This is a genomic window from Pseudomonas fungipugnans, assembly GCF_029955235.1.
GTDB classification, from domain to species: domain Bacteria; phylum Pseudomonadota; class Gammaproteobacteria; order Pseudomonadales; family Pseudomonadaceae; genus Aquipseudomonas; species Aquipseudomonas fungipugnans.
Genome location: NZ_JARBWL010000002.1, coordinates 1,331,832 through 1,351,500, shown reverse-complemented (window position 1 = coordinate 1,351,500; position 19,669 = coordinate 1,331,832). Strand labels below are relative to the sequence as shown.

Annotated in this window: 16 protein-coding genes and 1 pseudogene; 7 read left to right on the top strand and 10 right to left on the bottom strand. The window is 60.5% G+C overall.

Translation table 11 applies throughout. The features are described 5' to 3' along the window. Positions 1-3: 3 nt before the first annotated feature. The 3 genes from POF45_RS20945 to POF45_RS20935 form a co-directional block, all read right to left on the bottom strand. The gene (locus tag POF45_RS20945; protein ID WP_259499529.1) at positions 4-204 is read right to left on the bottom strand and encodes a DUF1656 domain-containing protein; all 201 of its coding nucleotides are present in this window, start codon (positions 202-204) and stop codon (positions 4-6) included. Continuing rightward, positions 194-2,386, bottom strand: a complete 2,193-nt coding sequence (locus POF45_RS20940) for an FUSC family protein (protein ID WP_282316623.1) — start codon at positions 2,384-2,386, stop codon at positions 194-196. The genes POF45_RS20945 and POF45_RS20940 overlap by 11 nt, the downstream gene beginning before the upstream one ends. Before the next feature lie 200 nt (positions 2,387-2,586). Continuing rightward, the gene (locus POF45_RS20935; protein ID WP_282316622.1) at positions 2,587-4,098 is read right to left on the bottom strand and encodes an efflux transporter outer membrane subunit; all 1,512 of its coding nucleotides are present in this window, start codon (positions 4,096-4,098) and stop codon (positions 2,587-2,589) included. A gap of 343 nt (positions 4,099-4,441) precedes the next feature. On the opposite strand from POF45_RS20935, the gene POF45_RS20930 reads away from it, so the two are divergent. The 3 genes from POF45_RS20930 (at position 4,442) to POF45_RS20920 (ending at position 7,989) form a co-directional block, all read left to right on the top strand. After that, complete coding sequence (locus POF45_RS20930) at positions 4,442-5,410, top strand: LysR family transcriptional regulator (protein WP_282316621.1); 969 nt, start codon at positions 4,442-4,444, stop codon at positions 5,408-5,410. 922 nt (positions 5,411-6,332) lie between these two features. Beyond that, positions 6,333-7,307, top strand: a complete 975-nt coding sequence (locus POF45_RS20925; protein ID WP_282316620.1) for a 2-hydroxyacid dehydrogenase — start codon at positions 6,333-6,335, stop codon at positions 7,305-7,307. Positions 7,308-7,479: 172 nt separating this feature from the next. Continuing rightward, complete coding sequence (locus POF45_RS20920) at positions 7,480-7,989, top strand: DUF2165 domain-containing protein (protein ID WP_259499517.1); 510 nt, start codon at positions 7,480-7,482, stop codon at positions 7,987-7,989. Between the two features lie 29 nt (positions 7,990-8,018). Here the strand turns inward: POF45_RS20920 and POF45_RS20915 are convergent, their stop codons facing one another. Further along, the gene (locus POF45_RS20915) at positions 8,019-8,918 is read right to left on the bottom strand and encodes a DMT family transporter (RefSeq protein WP_259499515.1); all 900 of its coding nucleotides are present in this window, start codon (positions 8,916-8,918) and stop codon (positions 8,019-8,021) included. A gap of 285 nt (positions 8,919-9,203) precedes the next feature. Here POF45_RS20915 and POF45_RS20910 point away from each other — a divergent pair, with 285 nt between their 5' ends. Beyond that, on the top strand, positions 9,204-10,079 hold the full coding sequence (locus POF45_RS20910) for a helix-turn-helix domain-containing protein (RefSeq protein ID WP_282316619.1): 876 nt from the start codon (positions 9,204-9,206) through the stop codon (positions 10,077-10,079). A 139-nt stretch (positions 10,080-10,218) separates the two neighbouring features. Here the strand turns inward: POF45_RS20910 and POF45_RS20905 are convergent, their stop codons facing one another. The 5 genes from POF45_RS20905 to POF45_RS20885 all read right to left on the bottom strand — a co-directional run bounded on the left by POF45_RS20905 (position 10,219) and on the right by POF45_RS20885 (position 16,370). Then, entirely contained in the window at positions 10,219-12,648 is a 2,430-nt protein-coding gene (locus POF45_RS20905) for a TonB-dependent siderophore receptor (protein ID WP_282316618.1), read from the bottom strand. 217 nt (positions 12,649-12,865) lie between these two features. Further along, a complete protein-coding gene (locus tag POF45_RS20900; protein ID WP_259499509.1) occupies positions 12,866-13,855 on the bottom strand; it encodes a FecR family protein in 990 nt (329 codons plus the stop codon). After that, positions 13,852-14,415, bottom strand: coding sequence for an RNA polymerase sigma factor (locus POF45_RS20895; protein WP_282316617.1), 564 nt, complete (start codon positions 14,413-14,415; stop codon positions 13,852-13,854). Before POF45_RS20895 ends, POF45_RS20900 begins: the two co-directional genes overlap by 4 nt. A gap of 383 nt (positions 14,416-14,798) precedes the next feature. Beyond that, complete coding sequence (locus POF45_RS20890; protein ID WP_259499505.1) at positions 14,799-15,209, bottom strand: HPF/RaiA family ribosome-associated protein; 411 nt, start codon at positions 15,207-15,209, stop codon at positions 14,799-14,801. Positions 15,210-15,422: 213 nt separating this feature from the next. Next, on the bottom strand, positions 15,423-16,370 hold the full coding sequence (locus POF45_RS20885) for a LysR substrate-binding domain-containing protein (protein ID WP_259499503.1): 948 nt from the start codon (positions 16,368-16,370) through the stop codon (positions 15,423-15,425). Positions 16,371-16,505: 135 nt separating this feature from the next. Here POF45_RS20885 and POF45_RS20880 point away from each other — a divergent pair, with 135 nt between their 5' ends. After that, positions 16,506-17,879, top strand: coding sequence for an L-serine ammonia-lyase (locus POF45_RS20880; protein ID WP_259499502.1), 1,374 nt, complete (start codon positions 16,506-16,508; stop codon positions 17,877-17,879). Positions 17,880-18,137: 258 nt separating this feature from the next. After that, positions 18,138-18,455 carry a DUF3509 domain-containing protein gene (locus POF45_RS20875; RefSeq protein ID WP_259499500.1) on the top strand — a complete coding sequence of 106 codons (318 nt, stop codon included), beginning with the start codon at positions 18,138-18,140 and terminating at the stop codon, positions 18,453-18,455. On the opposite strand, the gene POF45_RS20870 is transcribed toward POF45_RS20875, so the two are convergent. After that, positions 18,452-18,952: a phosphate-starvation-inducible protein PsiE gene (locus tag POF45_RS20870; protein ID WP_192410187.1), complete on the bottom strand. Its 501-nt coding sequence runs from the start codon at positions 18,950-18,952 to the stop codon at positions 18,452-18,454. The two genes, POF45_RS20875 and POF45_RS20870, sit on opposite strands and share 4 nt — an antisense overlap. Positions 18,953-19,321: 369 nt before the next feature. Here POF45_RS20870 and POF45_RS20865 point away from each other — a divergent pair. Beyond that, a pseudogene (locus POF45_RS20865) lies at positions 19,322-19,561 on the top strand (YebG family protein); the annotation flags it as partial. Between the last annotated feature and the right edge of the window lie 108 nt (positions 19,562-19,669).

Genomic DNA, 19,669 nt, shown 5'->3' with positions numbered 1-19,669 from the left:
AAGTCAACGGTAAACAGTCAGCGCCAAGGCGCCGAACAGACAGGTAAACAGACTCAGGCGCAGCAACGCCGGGTGCCAGAAAAAACGATACAGGTCGTACCCGGACAAGAACCGGTCCAGCGCCCAGGCCAGTGCGGCGGCGATGAAAAACATCAGCGTCATGGTCGGCATGTACACGCCGTGGAAGGCGATTTCACGCGGCATGTTCAACTCCTTGAGGCGCGGCAGACGTATAGGCGGCGAGCGGCGATTGCGGGTCCAGCAATGAAGTGCGGATGAAGTGCAGGTAACTCTTCACCCGGCGTAATGCCGAGGTGTCGAAATGCGGGGCGAACGGTTCGTCGGTGGCCTGTACGCGGCTGATCGCATGATCGACGGCGACCAGGCCGCGCTCCAGATTGCTCTGGCTTGGTTGCAGGAACAGCCGGACCAGCGAGCGGCCCATCACCCGGATCGCCTGGCGCCACGGCTGGGATTCGGCGTATGCCGGGTGTACCGGCAAAATCGCCTGTTCCTTGCGCAACTCGATGATCGCGTGACCGACTTCCAGCACCACGAACATCCAGCGCAGCAAATTACGCTGCACCTGCGGTTGCCCGGCCGCCAGTCCATAGGCCTGATGCAGCAGGTCGCGGGTACGGCTTTCGAAACTCGATCCCAGGCCCTTGAGTTTGCCGCTGATGGCATACACCACTTGCCCGCGCAGATCCTGTTCCAGCCGGCGCCACAACCAGCGGCTGTTGGGCGGCAAGATGATCGCCCCGGCAGCGGCGCACACCAGCATGCCGATGACCATGGCGATGTAGTCGTTGATGAAGGTGTAGGGGTTGTAGATCGTCAGGTTGTCCGGCACCGAACCGGTGCTGAAAAAGATCAGCAAGCCGAGGCCGATCCCGGCGTACTGCGGGCGCGAAGTGAGGAACGAACCGAGCACGATCACCGGCGCCAGCATCACACACAGCAACGGGAAACCGTCGATCCACGGGAAGATGAAAAACATCTCGACGAAGCCGATCAGCGCCCCGAGAAACGTCCCGCAGGCCATCTGAAACGCCATGCGTTTGGGGTTCGGCGTGGCGGCGGAAAGACCAACCGTGGCGGCGGCAATCAACGTCATGGTCGCCCCACTCGGCCACGCGGTCGCCACCCAGTAACTGCCCAGCACCACCAGAATGAACGCCGCCCGAATCCCCGCTGCCGCCGAGGCCAGCCAGTTGGTTTGCGGGGTGAACGGCTCGTCCCACTGCTCCCGGACGTGACTGTGATCGGCCAGCGATGCGTGGGTCTGTGCATAACTGTGCAGGTCGTCGACAAAGCGATAGAGCAGTTCGTAAGCCGTATGGAAGTCCAGTTGTTCAGCGTCGCTCGGCTCCCACTCCTGGAAGATCGCCCGCAGGCTGCGCACCCGCGCCGGCAACTCGGCCTTGTAGCCGGCGAGTGCCGTGGCCAGGCGTGCCGCATCGGGGCTGGTGAGGGCGCGGCCGCTGAAGCCGTCGAGCACTTCGGCCAGGTCCTGCAAGCCCGGTTTGATTGCTGCGACCACGTGATCCGCCTCACTGTTGCGCAAGCGCTCAAGCAACTGATGCAAGGCATTGAAGCGGGTGGTGATGCTCATGAACTCGCTGTTCAAGCGACTCAGCCGACCGTTGCGCCGACGCATGTGCGGGTCTTCAAACACGGTGACGCTGCGCAGCCCTTCCAGCCCGACCGCCTCGGCGATGAAACGCACGTTGCTCGCTTCAAAGGCCTCGCGCTGGCTGCGCCCGCGCAAGCCGTCGGTGACGAACAGCGCGAACACGCCGAAGCGCTGGTACAAGGCGTTGCGCATCGCGGCGCTGGCGGTTTGCGGCAGGATCGCGGCGCTGACCAGGGTCGAGCAAAGAATGCCCAGGGAGATTTCAAGCACCCGCCACACCGCCGCCATGAACGCCCCGTCCGGGTGCGCCAATGCCGGCAAGCCGACCATCGCCGCCGTGTACCCCGCCAGCACAAAACCGTAGGCGCGAAAGTTGCGATAACGCGCCGCGCCGGCCGTGCAGATGCCGACCCAGATCGCCAGCGACCCGAGGAACAGTTCGGTGTTTTGCGCAAACAGCGCGATCAGCGCGACCATCACCGTCGAACCGGCCAGGGTGCCGAGGAAGCGGTAGAAACTCTTGGCAAACACGTGACCGCTTTGCGGCTGCATCACGATAAACACGGTGATCATCGCCGTGCGCGGCTGCGGCAGTTCCAGACGCATGGCCAGCCACAGCGTGAGGAAGGCTGCGGTCAGCACTTTGAAAATGTAGACCCAGGTCACGCCATCGCTGCGCGCCCAGTCATAGAAACCCCGGCGCCATTCAAGGGAATACAGCCAGCGCAGAGGTGCGGGCAAGGGAGTCATTTAATCCTGCTCAATTATTAAAGACATGAGGCGAGTAAGGCCTTGTGACGAGCGAGATTCTGTGGCGAGCGAGCCTGCTCGCGCCGAGCCGCGTAGGGCCCCCCAGCTTCTGGCGCCTCTTAGCCATTTTGTGAGTGCTGCGCACTCAAGCGCGAGCAAGCTCGCTCGCCACAACAGCAGGTTTGCCAGGAACATCGTGTTCAATTGGAGAGGCTCTTGAGAATGGCCGGGGTTTTAGGTGCAGTGGTCTGGCTGTCTTTCGGCACGTCGTTGCCCGCACCCAGACCACCACCCAGCGCCGTCACCAGTTCCGCATGAGCACTCAACCGCGCTGCCTGCACCTGCTGCTGCACCTGTTGCTGTTTGAACAGCAGCGTCTGGGCATTCAGCACGTTGAGGTAGTCGGTCAACCCGCGCTGGTAGGCGATCATCGCGATGTCGTAGGTCTTTTGCGCGGTGGCCACGGACTCGGCGGCAAACACCTGCTGCTTGTCCATCGACTCGCGGCGGATCAACTGGTCGGAGATGTTTTTCAGCGCGTTGATCAACGTCTGGTTGTACCTGGCGACGGCGATGTCATACCCGGCCGAGGCCTCGCCCAGTTCCGAGCGCAAACGCCCACCATCGAAAATCGGCAGCGAGATGGCCGGGCCGACGTTGTAGGTCAACTTCTTGCCGGTCAGAAACTCCAGCGCGCCGCCGCCCGTGGCCATGTAGCCGAGGCTGCCAACCAGATCGACGTTGGGATAAAAGCCGGCGTGGGCGACATCGATACCACGGGCCTGCGCGGCCACTTGCCAACGGCTGGCAACCACGTCCGGGCGCTGGCCGAGCAATTGTGCGGGTAACGACGAGGGCAGTTTCAGCGCCGCGTTCAACGACAATGTTGGCCGCTGCAACTGCGCGCCCTGCCCCGGACCAAATCCTGCCAAGGCAGCGAGCTGGTTGCGGCTCAGGGCGATTTCTTCGCCCAGCGCATCGAGCTGACGATGGGTTTCCGGCAGCGGCGTCTCGGCCTGGCTGACTTCGAAATGCGTGCCGATACCGCCGTTCAGGCGCTTTTGCGCCAGATCGAGAATCTGCTGTTGCTGCTTCAACGTCGCGTCAACGATGTCGCGCTGGGCGTAATGCAGCGACAACTCGATGTAGGCGCGCACGATGTTGTTCTGCAATTCGAGCTGGGCCTGCCGTGCTTCGGCGGCGCTCATGTGCGCCATGTCCACGGCGCGCTCGCTGGCACTGCTTTCCCGGCCCCAGAGGTCCAGGGCGTAGCTCAAGCCGAGCGAGGCGTTGTTGTCCCAGGTGGTGGTATTGGCCAACTCGCCCGGCCCATAGAACTGATCGGTGGGCCAATTGTGGCGCTTGAGCGTGGACTCGCCATTGATCTGCAACGACTCGGCGGACTCGGCAATACCGGCCATGGCCTTGGCCTGACGCACACGGGCAGTGGCCATGGCCATGGTCGGGCTGCCTTGCACGGCGAGGTCTATCCAGCGGTTCAGTTGCGGGTCGCCAAAGGCCTGCCACCATTGCGCAGTGGGCCAGTGAGCGTCCTGGGCGGCACTCTGGATGGCTTCGTCGGTGGCCAGGGAGTCGGCCTCCAGTGCCTTGCCCTGCGGGGCAATGCCTCCAGTACCGATGCAGCCGCTGATTGCCAGGGTTAAAGCCAAAACACTGAGCGTCTTGAGCGCTCTGTTGATGCGACGCGGCACTGCTGCGAATTCCTGAAATAAGGGGGGAGGAGTGAGAAAATTGTGGGATCGGACGTCGCAACCCTGTGGGAGCGAGCTTGCTCGCGATATCGGTCTGACATTCAACATTCATGTCGACTGATATTCAGTCATCGCGAGCAAGCTCGCTCCCACAGGGTTTGCGCCGTGACAGGCTCTATCGCCAGCCTGCTCCTGCTGGGCGCAATTCTATGGGGCGGCCCGAATGGCGATAAGCTGGGATTCTTGTGAATCTTTGTTACCGTTAACGCGATAATCCCTTGGTCGGGGGTCTCAGAACCCGAAGCTTCGTGTCACAATTTGCCATCTCCCTTGAGAGCACCCCATGGACACTTTGCAAAACATGCGCGCCTTCAGTTACGTGGCCGAAGCCGGCAGCTTCACCGCCGCCGCCGTGCAACTGGACACCACCACCGCCAACGTCTCGCGCGCGGTCTCCAACCTGGAAGCCCACCTGCAAACCCGCCTGCTCAACCGCACCACCCGGCGCATCGCGCTGACCGAGGCCGGCAAGCGCTATCTGTTGCGCTGCGAACAGATCCTGGCCTACGTCGAAGAAGCCGAAGCCGAAGCCAGCGACGCCCACGCCCGTCCGGCCGGACAACTCAAGGTGCACACCATGACCGGTATCGGTCAGCACTTCGTGATCGACGCCATCGCCCGCTACCGCAAGACCCACCCGGACGTCACCTTCGACCTGACCCTGGCCAACCGCGTGCCGGACCTGCTGGATGAGGGCTATGACGTGTCCATCGTGCTGGCCAGCGAACTGCCGGACTCCGGCTTCGTCTCCCAGCGCCTGGGCATCACCTACAGCATCGTCTGCGCCTCACCGGCCTACGTGAAAGCCAACGGCTGCGCACACAAACCCAGCGACCTGCTCAACCACGCCTGCCTGCGCCTGGTGAGCCCGGTGATCCCGCTGGAAAAGTGGACCTTCGACGGCCCGGAAGGCCAGGAAATGGTCACCATCAACAGCTCGCCGTTCCTGGTGAACTCCGCCGACGCGATGAAAACCGCCATCACCAGCGGCATGGGCGTTGGGGTGCTGCCGGTGTATGCGGCGATTGAAGGCCTGCGCAATGGCTCGCTGGTGCGCATGATGCCCAACTATCGCTCACAGGAACTTAACCTGTATGCGATCTACCCGTCGCGGCAGTACCTGGACGCGAAGATCAAGACCTGGGTCGAGTACCTGCGTGGGTCGTTGCCGGAGATATTGGCGGCGCATCAGGCGGAATTGGTGGCTTATGAATTGAGTCGGAGTCTGGGTGGGGTGAGAGTGGCGAATTGAGTTTGCCGTTCTGATATTCAGTAGGTCAGTATCTGTGAGAGGGGTGTACATCTGGCGGGGATTGGTTGGCTGGCTGGGCGCCTTCGCAGGCAAGCCAGCTCCCACAGTTTTGAGCGGGGTGCATCAGGGAGAGATTGGTTGGTTGGCTGGGCGTCTTCGCAGGCAAGCCAACTCCCACAGTTTTGAGCGGTGTACATCCTGGAGGAGATTGGTTGGTTGCTGGGCCGCTTTCGCAGGCAAGCCAGCTCCCACAGTTTTGAGCAGGGTGTATCAGGGAGAGATTGGTTGGCTGGCTGGGCGTCTTCGCAGGCAAGCCAGCTCCCACAGTTTTGAGCGGGGTGCATCAGGGAGAGATTGGTTGGCTGGCTGGGCGTCTTCGCAGGCAAGCCAGCTCCCACAGTTTTGAGCGGGGTGTATCAGGGAGAGATTGGTTGGTTGCTGGGCCGCTTTCGCAGGCAAGCCAGCTCCCACAGGAAAGCAGAAACAAAAACAGAAGCAGATCCGCATCCCTCCCCCCCCCGCTCTTCACCACTCAACAGGCCGAGCGTTAGCTCGCCTGCAGCTCTTGATCTACCCGCCCCTTCGGGAGGCCGAGTGGAGGTGTTTATCTGGGGGTGGGCGCGTAGCGCCGTGCGGCGAAGCCGCACACATCGAGAGGAGGTCGTCGCGAAGCAGACCGTAGGCGATGCCCCCAGATGAATACCGGAGCGAGGGAACGCCGAGCCCTGGCGAGGCGCCGTACGCTCGGGGCGAGACTTTTTGGTTCCTTTTGTGGCGTTTGACAAAAGGGACTCGCCGTAAGGGCGAAACCATAAGCCGCCGTTACCGCACAAATGGATATACACACAAACAACAAAGAACATGGTCGGCCCCAAGGCCGCCACGTCCAAAAAAAAACCACCCAAAGCCGAGCCCCGAGACCATGAAAAAAACCGTCCTCGCCTTCAGCCGCATCCCCCCCGAAATGATCGAACAACTCAAACAAGACTTCGACGTAATCGTACCGAACCCAAAAAACGGCGACATCAACACCCAATTCAACGAAGCCCTGCCCCACGCCCACGGCCTGATCGGCGTCGGCCGCAAACTGGGCCGCGCCCAACTCGAGACCGCCAGCAAACTCGAAGTGGTCTCCAGCGTCTCGGTCGGCTACGACAACTACGACGTCGCCTACTTCAACGAACGCGCAATCATGCTCACCAACACCCCCGACGTCCTCACCGAAAGCACCGCGGACCTGGCCTTCGCCCTGCTGATGAGCAGCGCCCGCCGCGTCGCCGAACTGGACGCCTGGACCAAGGCCGGCCAATGGCAAGCCAGCGTCGGCGCCCCACTGTTTGGCTGTGACGTACATGGCAAGACCCTGGGCATCGTCGGCATGGGCAACATCGGCGCAGCCATCGCCCGCCGGGGGCGGCTGGGTTTCAACATGCAGGTGATCTACAGCGGCAACAGCCGCAAGACCGACCTTGAACAGCAACTCGGCGCACAGTTCCGCAGCCTGGACCAATTGCTGGCCGAAGCCGACTTCGTCTGCCTGGTGGTGCCACTCAGCGACAAGACCCGACACCTGATCAGCCACCGTGAACTGGCCTTGATGAAACCGAGTGCGATTCTGATCAACATTGCCAGAGGCCCGGTAGTGGACGAACCGGCGCTGATCGAAGCCCTGCAAAACAACCGCATTCGTGGTGCAGGCCTGGATGTTTATGAAAAAGAGCCGCTGGCCGAATCGCCGTTGTTTCAACTGAAGAACGCCGTGACGTTGCCACACATCGGCTCGGCCACTCACGAAACCCGCGAAGCGATGGCGAACCGCGCCCTGGCCAACTTGCGCAGTGCCTTGTCGGGTGAACGCCCGCAGGATCTGGTAAACCCGCAAGTCTGGAAGGGCTGAAACAACGGGCAGGCAGTGTGAATGCCTGCCCGTTGGCACTCACCAACTCAATCAGATCGTCCCGTTTTTTATACACACACAGAAACTTAGTCTGGCGCCTAAAGAACCCTACTCCCTATAGACTCTCCACACTTATCCGAACGTTCGGAGCCTGACATGGAGATCAACTACTTTGAACAACATCACCACCGACAAATTGATTAGAACCAGCAAAGCCACACTCATGCTGTTCTTTTGTATATTCGGCTTGCTCATGATGCACAGCAATTTTACCGACTACACCGCCAACCATGAGTACGTCAGTCATATATTAAGCATGGACACCATTGACGACGCTGGCAGGTACAGCCACAGAGCCATTACCTCCCCCATGCTGCACCATCGAATCTACTGGATCATCATGACACTCGAAGTGACTTATACGGTCTTTTGCCTGATAGGCGCCTGGTCATTATTTAGAAATATAAACAGTAGCCGCCAGGCGTTTCATGAAGCAAAAAAATACTCGATCATTGGTTTATTGATCGCCATTTTTGTCTATTACGTCTGCCTGCAAGTTATTGGTGTCGAGTGGTTCAACATGGACCTTTCAGAAAAGTGGAATTACAAGGATTGGGCGCGGCACATTGTCGATTTCATATTTGCGCTACTGATTTATGTGACGATGAGAATTGAGCGATAAGTGTCTTGCACGAACCCTGAAGACTCTTTTCAAGCCAGTTTGACGTTGCCTCGCACACCCGCCTTCGCCTTGCGAAATACCAACACGTTGCCCAGCATCACCATGACCAACCCTGCCAGCGCCGGCGCGGTCCATTGATAGCCTTCGGCATACGCCGACACATTCAGCGCCACAACGGGGAATAACACGGTGCAATAAGCCGCCCGCTCCGGGCCCATCCGTCCGACCAGCGTCAGGTAAGCGGTGAAGCCAATGACCGAGCCTGGGATCACCAGGTACATCAGCGAGCCGAGGTAGCGGGTGCTCCATTCGATGTCGAATGGAATGCCTTTGACCAGGCACCACACCGACAACATCGCCGCGCCATACGCCATGCCCCAGGCGTTGGTGGTCAGGGGTTTGAGCCCGGCCTTCTGCTGCAGGCTCGACAACAGGTTGCCCGCCGAGAAACACAAGGTGCCGCACAACGCCAAACCCAACCCGAGCAGGGTTTGCGGGCTGGCGGTGTGACCGGCGAGCTCCGGCCAGAACAACAAACCCAGCCCCAGCAAGCCCAGTGCGCCGCCCATCAATACGTTGCGAGCAATTTTCTGACCGAAGAACACCCGTGCATTCAGGGCGTTCCACAGCGTCGCAGTGGAAAACACCACCGCCACCAGACCACTGGGGATCCACTGACTGGCGGTGAGAAAGCACATGAAGTTGATGCAGAACAGACACAACCCCTGCGCCAGACAGATCAGATGCCCACGGCGGTTCATCACCTGCAGGCGACGGCTGAGCAACAGCATCACAAACAAGACCAGCGCGGCGAGGCCGAAGCGATAAACGATGGACACAGGAATCGCCACCACGCCCAGTTGCCATTTCAAGGCAATCCAGGTAGTGCCCCAGATCAGCACGGTCAGCAGGTACAAAAACAGGTTCATGACAAAAACTCCAACAGGGGGCCATTCGGTTCGCTTTTGTGGCGAGCGAGCTTGCTCGCGCCGGGCTGCGAAGCGGCCCCAAAATTTCGCCAACCATGGCAATTTTGTGAGTGCTGCGCACTCAAGCGCGAGCAAGCTCCCTCACCACAGGCAACTGCCTGATCAGGGAATCAGTCTGCAGCGCCGATCGGAGGCGCACTTGCATAAACTTGCGCTTTTGTCGGCCCGCAGGCTGGCAGGCCAACGTCTACGGAGTAGGATGCAAGGCGTTGGAGAGAACCGATCATGCCCGCACTGGAAACCCTGCAAGTCTTTCAAGCGCTCAACCGCTCGCCCAATGCTCGTCTTGAGCACAGCGCCGAGCTCGGTGACGGTATGGCCGCAGCCTTGTGGAACAACCACCACGACGCCCAGGACTACGAAGGGCCAAGACACCACACCTTGTCCTGCTACATCGCCGGTGGCACCGGCACCTTTCGTCGCGGCCAGCCCGACAGCAAAGGCGCACCAAACAAGCTGTGCATCCTGCCGGCCGATCATCAGTCGGGCTGGGTGATCAACGGCGAGATTCGCCTGGCGCACCTTTACTTCAGTCCCGAACAATTTGCCCTGGGTTGCATCACCCTGCTGGATCGCGAGCCGCGGGAAATGCAGCTGCACGAACAGACGTTCCTTGAAGATCCACAGCAGGCGTTGCGCTTTCGGCAGTTGATCACGCTGAACTGGGACGAGCCCGGCGAACGCCTGCTAACCAGCAGCCTGGCCCACGAAATGCTCAGCCATACACTGCTTGGTCAGGTGGGCAAGCGCGAGGGCCTGCGCCTGCGGGGTGGGTTGGCGGCGCATCAGCGGCGCCAGCTGGTGGAGTTCATCGACTATCAATTGGCCGAAGCCATCAGCCTGGGGCAGTTGGCGGCGTTGTGCGCGCTGTCGGAATATCACTTTGCGCGGATGTTTCGCGAGAGCTTTGGCCTGCCGCCCCACCAGTATGTGCTGGCACGGCGCTTGAGTCGGGCGCGGGAGTTGTTGCGCACCACATCGCGGCCGCTGGGTGAGATTGCACTGGCTTGCGGGTTTGCCAGTGCGAGTCATTTCACCCATCGGTTTCGCCAGGTGTTGGGTGGGACGCCTGGGGAGTATCGGCAGGCGTTTTTGCGCTGATCAACCCGCAGATTTTCGGTGTCTGGGATGCCGCCTTCGCGAGCAGGCTCGCTCCCGCAGGGGGCAGCATTCTCATATAGGAATGCGGTCATCTGTGGGAGCCGGGCTTGCCCGCGATGAACGATGACGCGGTCTGACTTCAGAACTCCAGTGTGCTGGAAATCGACACCTGCCGCGAATCGCCCATGGACACAAAGAACCGACTCGCCGCCGAGGTGTAGTAGGTGCGGTCAAACAGGTTCTTCACATTGAGCTGGAACTTGACCTTCTGCCCTTCGACCTTGGTGTCGTAGGTCGCGAACGCATCGGCCACGGTGTAGCTCGGCAGTTCGAAATCGTTCAACGAATCGCCCGCCCGCTCGCCGACGTACCGCGCCCCGGCTCCCACTCGCAACTGATCGCCACCGACAACGGTGCCGAAGTCATACACCGCCGACAGCGAGCCGCTGTTTTTGGCGACGTTTGCCAGTTGCTTGCCTTTGTAGACCGGGTCTTCAGTGACCTCGGCATCGGTGTAGGCGTAGCTGCCGATCATGCTCCAGCGCTCGCTGAGCTGGCCGGTCAGGTCCACTTCCAGGCCACGGGAGCGCACTTCACCCGCCGCGCTGTAAGTCGTTGTCGGTCCTTCGGTGTTGGACTCCAGCACGTTGCGTTTCTTGATGTCGAACAACGCGACGTTACCGGTGATCCGGCCCGGCATATCCAGCTTGGCGCCGATTTCCCAGGACTTGGCTTCTTCCGGCGCAATGCTGCCGTCGAGGACCACCGTGCTGCCGCTCAATGGCGCGATGGTCGAGTTCGGTTTGAAGGATTCGGTGTAGCTGCCGTAGAACGACAACTCGTCGGTGTAGCGGTACACCAGACCGGCGCGGGGCACCCACTTCTGGCCGTTGCTGTCGGTGTTGGCCTGGAACGGCACGCCTTTGCCGGCGTACTGGTCGTATTCCTGGAAGCGCCCGCCCGCCACCAGAATCCACTGCTCGTTGAGGTGGATCGAGTCCTGCAGGAACAGCGAATCGCTGCGCAGCAGATCGGTCTGGGCGCTGTCTGCCGGGCTGACGGTGGTGCCCGCGACTTCGCGACCATAGACCGGGTTGAGGTAGCTGAAGGTGGTCAGGCTTTTCTGGCGGATCAGATCCTCGCGGTAGATCTTGCGGTACTCGTCATCGACGCCGAACACCAGGTCGTGTTGCATGCCCAATACGTTGACCTTGCCCTCAAGGCTGGCGGTGGTGAAACGGTCGGTGCTGATAGCGTTCTGCGTGCCATCCATGCTGCGGGTCAGCGTGCCTTTGTTGGTGTCGATGGCGGTGACACGGACCTGGCTGGCGTCATAGGTTTCGCGGTTCCAGCTGTAGCCGAAGTGGGCTGTCCAGTTGTCGTTGAGCTCGTGATCGGCCTCGAAGTGATACAGGTCCGAGCGGCCTTCCATGTTGTTGAACGGCTCGTCCAGACGCTCGTTGCGCGAGATGTTCAGCGGGTGGTTGGTGCGCGGGTCGATGATCGTGCCGCGGTCGAACGGCGTCAGGAATTCCCGGTGCTCGTAGGAGAACAACAGCTTGGTGCTTTCACCGAACCAGGCCAGGGACGGTGCCACCAGCGTCTCGCGGTGGGTGCCGAAATCGCGCCAGTAGTCTTCGTCTTCGTGGTCCAGGACCATGCGATAGGCCAGGCCGGATGTACCCAGGGCACCGGTGCTGTCGAGGCTGCCACCGCTGCCGTTCTTGCCGTCGCCGTAGCTCGAGCCGCGCAAGGTCAGGGCATTGTACTGTTCAAGTTCGGGCTTTTTGCTGACCATGTTGACCACGCCGCCCGGATCCTGGATGCCGTAAAGCAGCGAAGCCGGGCCCTTGAGCACCTCGACCCGGTCCACGGTTTCGTTCATGCCCCGGCCCTGCACGATCGGCATGCCGTCGCGCATGATCGAGCCGTTGCGGTTGTCACCGAAACCGCGCGTCATCACCGAGTCCTGGGTGCTGGCCAGCGTATTGCCCTGGGTGATGCCGCTGACGTTGGCCAAGGCGTCGTCGAGATTGCGCGGCGCCTGATCGCGGATGACCTGGGCCGCAATCACGTTGATGGTCTGCGGGATTTCCTGAAGCAAGGCGGACGAGCGCATCACCGAACTGGTCGGTGGCGGCTGGTAGCTCATGGATTGATCCATCACCGAGGTGATGGTGGTCGCGCCCAGGCTAAGGGTGCCGGCGGTGGGCAGCGGTTCCAGCGCCAGCGTGTGGGCATCGGTGCGGCGGAAGGTGAACCCGGAACCGCGGAGCAGGCGCTGCATGGCCTGTTCGGCGCTCATCTGGCCGTTGATGGCCGGGGCATTGAGGCCGTACGGCGCTTCATCGGTGTAGACCACGCTGATGCCGGTGATCCGGCTGAAGTCGCTCAGAGCCTGGGGCAAGGGTTTGGCGGCTATCGCGAAACTGAACTGCGTATTGGGTAGCGCAACGCTGGTTTCAGCGGCCAATGCCACACTCAACGGCAGCAATGCAAATGCCGAAACGGCCAGCGCTGATGCACCCAACCACTGTTTGACCGAACCCGATTTTGCCCTGGACTTCATTGCTCATGACCTGTGTAGAACCGCAACGGATGCGAATGACTCGCAGTTTCAGTCACTACACGGATGGCGACCGGGTTTACCTCACCAGAATGTTGAAAATATTTTTATTGGGGATGATGGGTTGTCTGAACCGGCCCCTTCGCGAGCAGGCTCGCTCCCACAGGTGATCGTGTTGTGATCAAATGTGTGCGGCCTGCTCGCGAAGAGGCCAGCCGCATCACCGCAAAATAATGAGCTGCCCCAACACCCGATGCTGCTCAAACCCCATCACCCCCTGCAATGAACTCAACACCGCCTGCGGATCCTTGCTGGGAAAACTGCCACTGACCCGCCGCGCTGCCAATTCATCATTCAACAGCACAATTCGCCCAGGGTAATAACGCCGCAAATCCTGCACCACATCGGCCAGGCTGGCCTTGTAGTAATTGAGCCAGCCCTGACGCCACGCCAACTGCGCTTCGCTGTCGACGGCATGCAGTTTTTCCGCCGTGCCATCGCGATAGGCCACTTGCTGGCCAGCGATCAAGACTTGCTGCTCAGCGTTTTTGTTCGCTGTCACCCCGACCCGCCCGGACAGTACCGTGACCTGCGCACCACGGGGTTGCAGGCGCACTTCGAACTGCGTGCCGAGCACCCGCGCCTGGCCCTTTTGCGCCTCGACCACAAACGGTTCGCCGGTGTGAGTCACGCTGAAAAAACCGGCGCCACGGCGCAATTGCACATGGCGCTCGCCGCGACTGAAATCCACAGCGATGGCGCTGTCGGCATCCAGCGTGACTTGCGACTGATCAGCCAGGGTGACGGTACGAACTTGCCCCGGCGCCGACACATAATCAGCACCCAGATCATCGATCCACCGCGACGGCTGCCAACCGGCGCCGATGCTGACCATCAGCAACAGACACGCCGCCATCGCCAGCGCACCGCTCCAACGCCGCACGCGGGTGTGGCGCGAGCGGTTCATGCTGTCGAGATAACCCTGCAAGGCAAAGGCGTCTTCATCGGCGAGCGTGCGCGCCGGCCCTTCGCTCAACTCCCACATTACTTGCGCCTGGGCATAGGCCTCGGCGTGAGCTGGGTCGGCCTGCAACCAATGGCTGAAAGTGAGTTGATCGCCGCTGCTGGGCTGATCGTGCAACAGGCTCAGCCAGGCAAAGGCCGCCTGCTCCTGAGCGGGTGTCGGAGTGACACGTTCGGTGTGGTTCACGGTGCTTTCCCTGGCGTGCGCGGTTGCGGTTCACGAAGGCTGGCCTTGCAGGCTTCGAGGGCGCGCATCATATGTTTTTCCACAGCGCTTTGGGACAAACCCATGGCCTTGGCGATCTCGGCGTACTTGCGCCCGTGAATACGGTTGAGCAGAAAAATCTGCCGGGTGCGTTCGGGCAAAGCGCGCAACGCCGCTTCGACGTGGCGCAAATCATTGCCCGCCTCCAGCGCCGCTTGCGGCTCGCTGCCATGGCTGTCGGGCGCGTCCGGCATCCAGCCTTCGTTGGTCCGCACCCGCGTGCCTTCACTGCGCAAATGATCGATGGCGATGTTGCCGGCGCAGCGCAGCAAGTAAGTGCTGAGTTCTTCGACCTGCACCAACGGCCGTCGCCAGAAGCGCAGAAACAGGTCCTGCACCAGATCGGCAGCGGTCGCCCGGCAGCCCACGCGGCGGTTCACCAGCGCTTCCATCTGCGAGCGCTGGGACAGGAACACTTGCAGGAAATGCGCACGCGCGCCGTGGTGTTCGTCTTCCCGTGATTCCGGCGGCAAGGTCATCATCGGTTCAGACCTGCACGAAACTGGCGACGGGGATGACACCCGGCCCGGCAGTCACCACCGGCACAGCGACCGGCAGGTGACAGGAAACGGGTAGCGTGGTGGTTTTGCCTTTCATGTTCCGACCTGGAAACCGGGATTAGGCCCCATGAGCGTCATGGGGCCAGTAAGGTCGCAATACTAATGATAAATATTCTCATATGCAAAAGAGGTTGGATGAAATCGTCCACACTGGCTGCGCGGCCGAAAGGGGCGGTGTGCCGTTGCGCTGACTCCCCTCACAACAGGTGTCCATCAAGCCACAGCATTCAATCAATGCCACAAACAAGAACGGGCCTGCAATTGCAGGCCCGTTTTCAGAGGGAAGGAAAAAATCAGTTCAGGTTTCAGCCGTTTTGCGCGGCCTGTTCGTTCTCGAGAAATTCCTCTTCCAACAGCACGTCGGCATGCGCACCGTGCTCGAATGGAAGGATGGCGGCGCGTGGTTTGCCGCGCAGTTTGCCAAACAGGTGTTCCAGCGCATGTTCCAGTTTGGTGGCCGCCCCGTCGATGGCCTGTTCCAGGGTCTCGGCTTTATGGGTAACAGAAATTGGTTGATGGCCTTTTGGCCGCGCTTCCAGCTGGCAGCGTTTGTCATGGGGTCCGGGCTTGTCGCCGTTCTCGTCCCGCAGATGAACCTCGACTCGGGTCAGGTCCTCTTCATAACGTTCGAGCGTGCTCTCAATGGTAGTACGTACCCACTCCTCCAGTCGGATGCTGCTTTGAATATGGTTGTCGCTATTGACTTGGATTTGCATAGTTCATCCCTTATTTCAGCTAGCTCGCGAGAGGCCTTTCGGCTGGCCCTTGGGCGTCATCACCGTGACCTCTTACTTACACAATCGGTCTGTGCGACGAACAATTCAACCCCTAAAAGAAGATAAATATTCATTCGCAAAAAAAGCCGGACAACTGCCAAAAGCACTGTTAAGGTCGGGAGTTGGGTCGCGTCACTTCTTTGTCATAATTGCTCACATCTGCTGCTCCGCCAGCGGGTGCAGGCTGCGAAATGCTCCCGCCTCTTCCACCAGCCAGTCATGGACTGCACGCACGCCCGGATGGCTCAAGGCCCCCGGCGCATAGAGCAGCACGTAGCGTTTGTGATTGGGCACCGCCAGGCCGAATGGCACGATCAACGTCCCCCGCTCCAGCTCATCGTTAAGCAGCGTTCGGCGCGCAATCGCCACGCCCATGCCGGCAATCGCCGCCTCAATGGTCAGGTGATTGCGATTGAACGTGTGCCCGCGCCGTACGTCGGCGCCTTCGAAACCGATGGTGTTGAGATAGAACTCCCATTCCGCATATTCATAACTGCCACGCCAGGCAGTGATGTCGTGCAGCAGGGGAAAATGCACCAGGTCCGCCGGGCCGTGCAGTGGCGGCCGTCCGCGCAAGAGGCTCGGAGCGCACACTGGAAAAATCTGCTCATCGAGCAAGGCTGTGGATAACAGACCGGGATAGCTGCCGTCGTTCAGATCGATGGCCAGGTCGAAGTCGCCTTCGTGCAACGGCACGCTGCTGTCCTCGGCTACCAGACGCAGTTGGATGTCGGGAAAGCGCTGTTGCAAGCGTGGCAAACGCGGGGTCAGCCACTTGGCAAGGAAGGACGGCACCGAACGCAGCCGCAGCGTACCGCTGATCATTCCGGCGTCGAGACGGCGCAATTCGGCGTCGATGCTGCCATACGCCTCGTTGACGGTAATCGCCAGGCGCTGGCCTTCAGCGCTGAGCTCCACACCGCGAGCGCGGCGGTGAAACAGACGAAAGCCCAGGCGATCTTCCAGCAGTCGGATCTGCTGACTGACCGCCCCCGGCGTGATGTGCAATTCCTCGGCGCAGCGGGTGAACGACAAGTGCCGCGCGGCACAGGAAAACACGTGCAGCCACACGTACGTCTGGGCATGCAATTGACGACTCATCGTTTAGTCCTGCTAAAGGCTGTCTTAGAAAGTTTCGTTGGTCACGCTGGACCGACCCGGGCAGTATCGCCGACATTGCGCTTGTCCTACAAAACATGGCTGCGATTCCTACTCCATTGCTTGTAAGGCTTTAGCATGGCTATCAGTGTTTTCGATCTATTCAAAGTCGGCATCGGTCCGTCCAGCTCCCACACCGTCGGCCCGATGCGCGCTGCCGCGACCTTCGCCCAGGCGCTGGTTGACCAGGGTTTTCTGGCCGACGTACGGCGGGTGGAAATCCGTCTTTACGGCTCTCTTTCGGCCACCGGCGTCGGTCACGCCACCGACCGCGCCTGCGTCATGGGGCTGATGGGCGAGTGGCCGGACAGCATTGACCCGACGTCCATTGACCGGCGAATCCAGCAATTGCGCGAAACCGGCGAATTGTCCCTGGCAGGCACATCCATTTCCTTCATCTGGCAGCGCGATCTCCTGCTGCTGGACGAGAGCCTGCCCTACCACCCCAACGCCATGTCGCTGACCGCCTTCGGCGAAACCGGCGAGATATTCGAGCAGACGTACTACTCGGTAGGCGGCGGTTTCATCATCGAAGCGGCAGAAGCCGAGTCCGGCGTCGCGCCGGGCACTGACGTGGTGCTGCCGTATGATTTTTCCAGCGCCGCCGAATTGCTCAGGCTCTGCAACCTGCACGGCTTGCGGGTTTCCGAACTGATGATGGCCAACGAACGGGCCTGGCGCAGCGACGCCGAGATTCGTCAGGGTTTGTTGCATATCTGGTCGGTCATGCGTGAGTGCGTCGAGCAGGGGCTGCGCCACGAGGGCATCCTGCCGGGCGGCCTGAATGTCCCTCGGCGCGCGGCGAAACTGCACCGCAGCCTGCTGGAAATCGGCAAGCCGAATGTCATCACCTCCACGCTGTCGGCCATGGAGTGGGTCAACCTGTTTGCCCTCGCCGTGAACGAGGAAAACGCCGCCGGCGGACGCATGGTCACCGCCCCGACAAACGGCGCGGCGGGGATCATCCCGGCGGTGCTGCACTACTACATGAAATTCAACCCGGACGCGTCGGACGATGATGTGGTGGCGTTCTTTCTGGGGGCTGCCGCGGTGGGCATCCTGTGCAAGAAAAACGCTTCGATCTCCGGCGCTGAAGTGGGTTGCCAGGGCGAGGTTGGCTCTGCTTGCGCGATGGCCGCAGCGGGTTTGGCAGACGTACTCGGCGCTACCCCCGAGCAACTGGAAAACGCCGCCGAGATCGGCCTCGAACACAACCTCGGGCTGACCTGCGACCCGGTCGGCGGCCTGGTGCAAGTGCCGTGCATCGAGCGCAATGCCATTGCCGCGGTGAAGGCAATCAACGCCACGCAAATGGCCCTGCGCGGCGATGGCAAACATTTCATTTCCCTGGATCGGGTGATCCGCACCATGCGCGACACCGGCGCCGACATGCAGGACAAATACAAAGAAACGTCTCGCGGTGGCCTGGCGGTGAGTTGGGTGGAATGCTGACCGGTTTGCTTGCACCGTCCGCGAACATGGCCCGCTTCATGCCCTGAAACGGGCAGGCAAAAAACCAGGCGGACCATCGAGTCCGCCTGGTTTTTTCAGCATTCATTGTTCGCCGTTTTTCCCGGCATGCCCCTTGCTACACGCCCTGTGAAAGCGATGATGGCTCTATGGCTATGGAATGGCCGATGGTCCGGTATTACGAACCAACCTGATCATGGCCGGTCAACAACTGCACGTTCAATCAGGCGGTGACGCATCATGGACAACCCTTTTCAACTCATCACCGATGCCTTTGCACCGGACTATCAGATCAACCTGAGCATTCAGGGCCTGGACGGCAGCATCATGCTGACCCTCTCCAACAGCGGTCGCGTGGTGGCCAAGCGGATGATCAGCGTCGACCAGCGCAACGACCCCAAACGCTTGAAGCGGCTGGTGCAAAGTATCCAATTCGGCATCGCCATCGAACAGGGCCACAGCGCCGTGGCGATCCTCGAAGCGATGACCGACGGCGACAACCGCACTGCGCCACCGCCCTCGGTCAAAAACCAGCACCGCCTCGCGTTCGGACTTTAAAGCTCGCCCTTTTCCACTTCGGGATGTTCACCGGAGCCCGCGCCGATCTTGCGTTGCGGGTGTTCGATCTTCACCGAAGGAAATTGCGACGAAGCGTAACGCACCACCAGAATCGAAAACGCCAGCAGCAGAATCCCGCCGCACAGATAGATGATGCCGATGTCCGGCGGGTTGTGGTGCGAGACGTTGGAGATCAGCAGCCGCGTCAGCGCGGTGATCGCCACGTAGATCAGGAAACGCACCGGCATGTGATTGGTCTTGAAGTAAATCCCGACCATTGCTCCCAGTTCCAGGTAGATGAACAGCAGCAAGATGTCATCAATCTTGATGTGCCCCGCCTCGATCATCTGCAAGAACTCCATCACCGCCGCCCAGGCGGTCACGGCACCGATGGCGAACAGTGCCATGTAGTGGAAGGTCTCGACGAACAGGTTGCCCAGGGACTCGGCCAGTTGGTGCACGTTCTGCCGCAGGTTCTCGGCCCAATTGATTTTCACGATGATTCTTCCTTAGCTCGGTTCGCAGCGGATGATGCGGGTTTGACGTGACGGTTGTTCTGCATGCAGAAAAAAGGCCAGCGACTTTGAGTTGAGATGATGGCTGCGTGATATGAGACACGTTCACGGTGCCTGGACGCACGCCTTCGCGGGCAAGCCTGCTCCCACAGGGGATCTGTGGTGTTCACAAAACCACTGTGGGAGCGAGCCTGCTCGCGAAGGGAACGACTCGGTCCACCTGACAAACCCTGAATTCGGTCTACATTGAAAAGCCACTACCCAAAGCGCAGGGATTCGCTTATCCTTTTCGCTGTATATAGATACAGTAGTCGCAAAGACAACTTAATGTGAAGGCATGTGAGGTGGTGAATGGCCGTCGAAGTGGTATACCGCAGCAGCCGAGATCTGGAGCGCTTGTTCATGGATAAAGCCGAAGCTGACCGTCATGACAAAATGCTCGAACTGGCCGAACTGCTGGCCGAAGTGTTGCAAAAAGCCGTTCCGTCCCTGACCGAACAGCAAGTGGAAGAAGCCGGGATCTACATGGCCAAGAACCGCGATGTGTTCGCCAAGGCGTTCAAGAGCCAGCCGGACGCATTGTCCGAATTGTTGAGCGCACCGGTTGAAGTCGTGGCACCGGTTGAGGAGCCAGAAAGCACCGAACCGGCCAAGCCAGCCAAAGCGGCCAAGGCTGCAAAGTAAGTCGTGCCCGAATTG

Excerpts from the sequence above, each read along its gene's own strand:
- POF45_RS20910 (WP_282316619.1), top strand. The coding sequence starts at position 9,204 with ATGCCCGCACTGGAAACCCTGCAAGTCTTTCAAGCGCTCAACCGCTCG.
- POF45_RS20895 (WP_282316617.1), bottom strand. The coding sequence starts at position 14,415 with ATGATGACCTTGCCGCCGGAATCACGGGAAGACGAACACCACGGCGCG.
- POF45_RS20915 (WP_259499515.1), bottom strand. The coding sequence starts at position 8,918 with ATGAACCTGTTTTTGTACCTGCTGACCGTGCTGATCTGGGGCACTACC.
- POF45_RS20880 (WP_259499502.1), top strand. The coding sequence starts at position 16,506 with ATGGCTATCAGTGTTTTCGATCTATTCAAAGTCGGCATCGGTCCGTCC.
- POF45_RS20925 (WP_282316620.1), top strand. The coding sequence starts at position 6,333 with ATGAAAAAAACCGTCCTCGCCTTCAGCCGCATCCCCCCCGAAATGATC.
- POF45_RS20945 (WP_259499529.1), bottom strand. The coding sequence starts at position 204 with ATGCCGCGTGAAATCGCCTTCCACGGCGTGTACATGCCGACCATGACG.
- POF45_RS20930 (WP_282316621.1), top strand. The coding sequence starts at position 4,442 with ATGGACACTTTGCAAAACATGCGCGCCTTCAGTTACGTGGCCGAAGCC.
- POF45_RS20885 (WP_259499503.1), bottom strand. The coding sequence starts at position 16,370 with ATGAGTCGTCAATTGCATGCCCAGACGTACGTGTGGCTGCACGTGTTT.
- POF45_RS20940 (WP_282316623.1), bottom strand. The coding sequence starts at position 2,386 with ATGACTCCCTTGCCCGCACCTCTGCGCTGGCTGTATTCCCTTGAATGG.
- POF45_RS20875 (WP_259499500.1), top strand. The coding sequence starts at position 18,138 with ATGGACAACCCTTTTCAACTCATCACCGATGCCTTTGCACCGGACTAT.
- POF45_RS20905 (WP_282316618.1), bottom strand. The coding sequence starts at position 12,648 with ATGAAGTCCAGGGCAAAATCGGGTTCGGTCAAACAGTGGTTGGGTGCA.
- POF45_RS20890 (WP_259499505.1), bottom strand. The coding sequence starts at position 15,209 with ATGCAAATCCAAGTCAATAGCGACAACCATATTCAAAGCAGCATCCGA.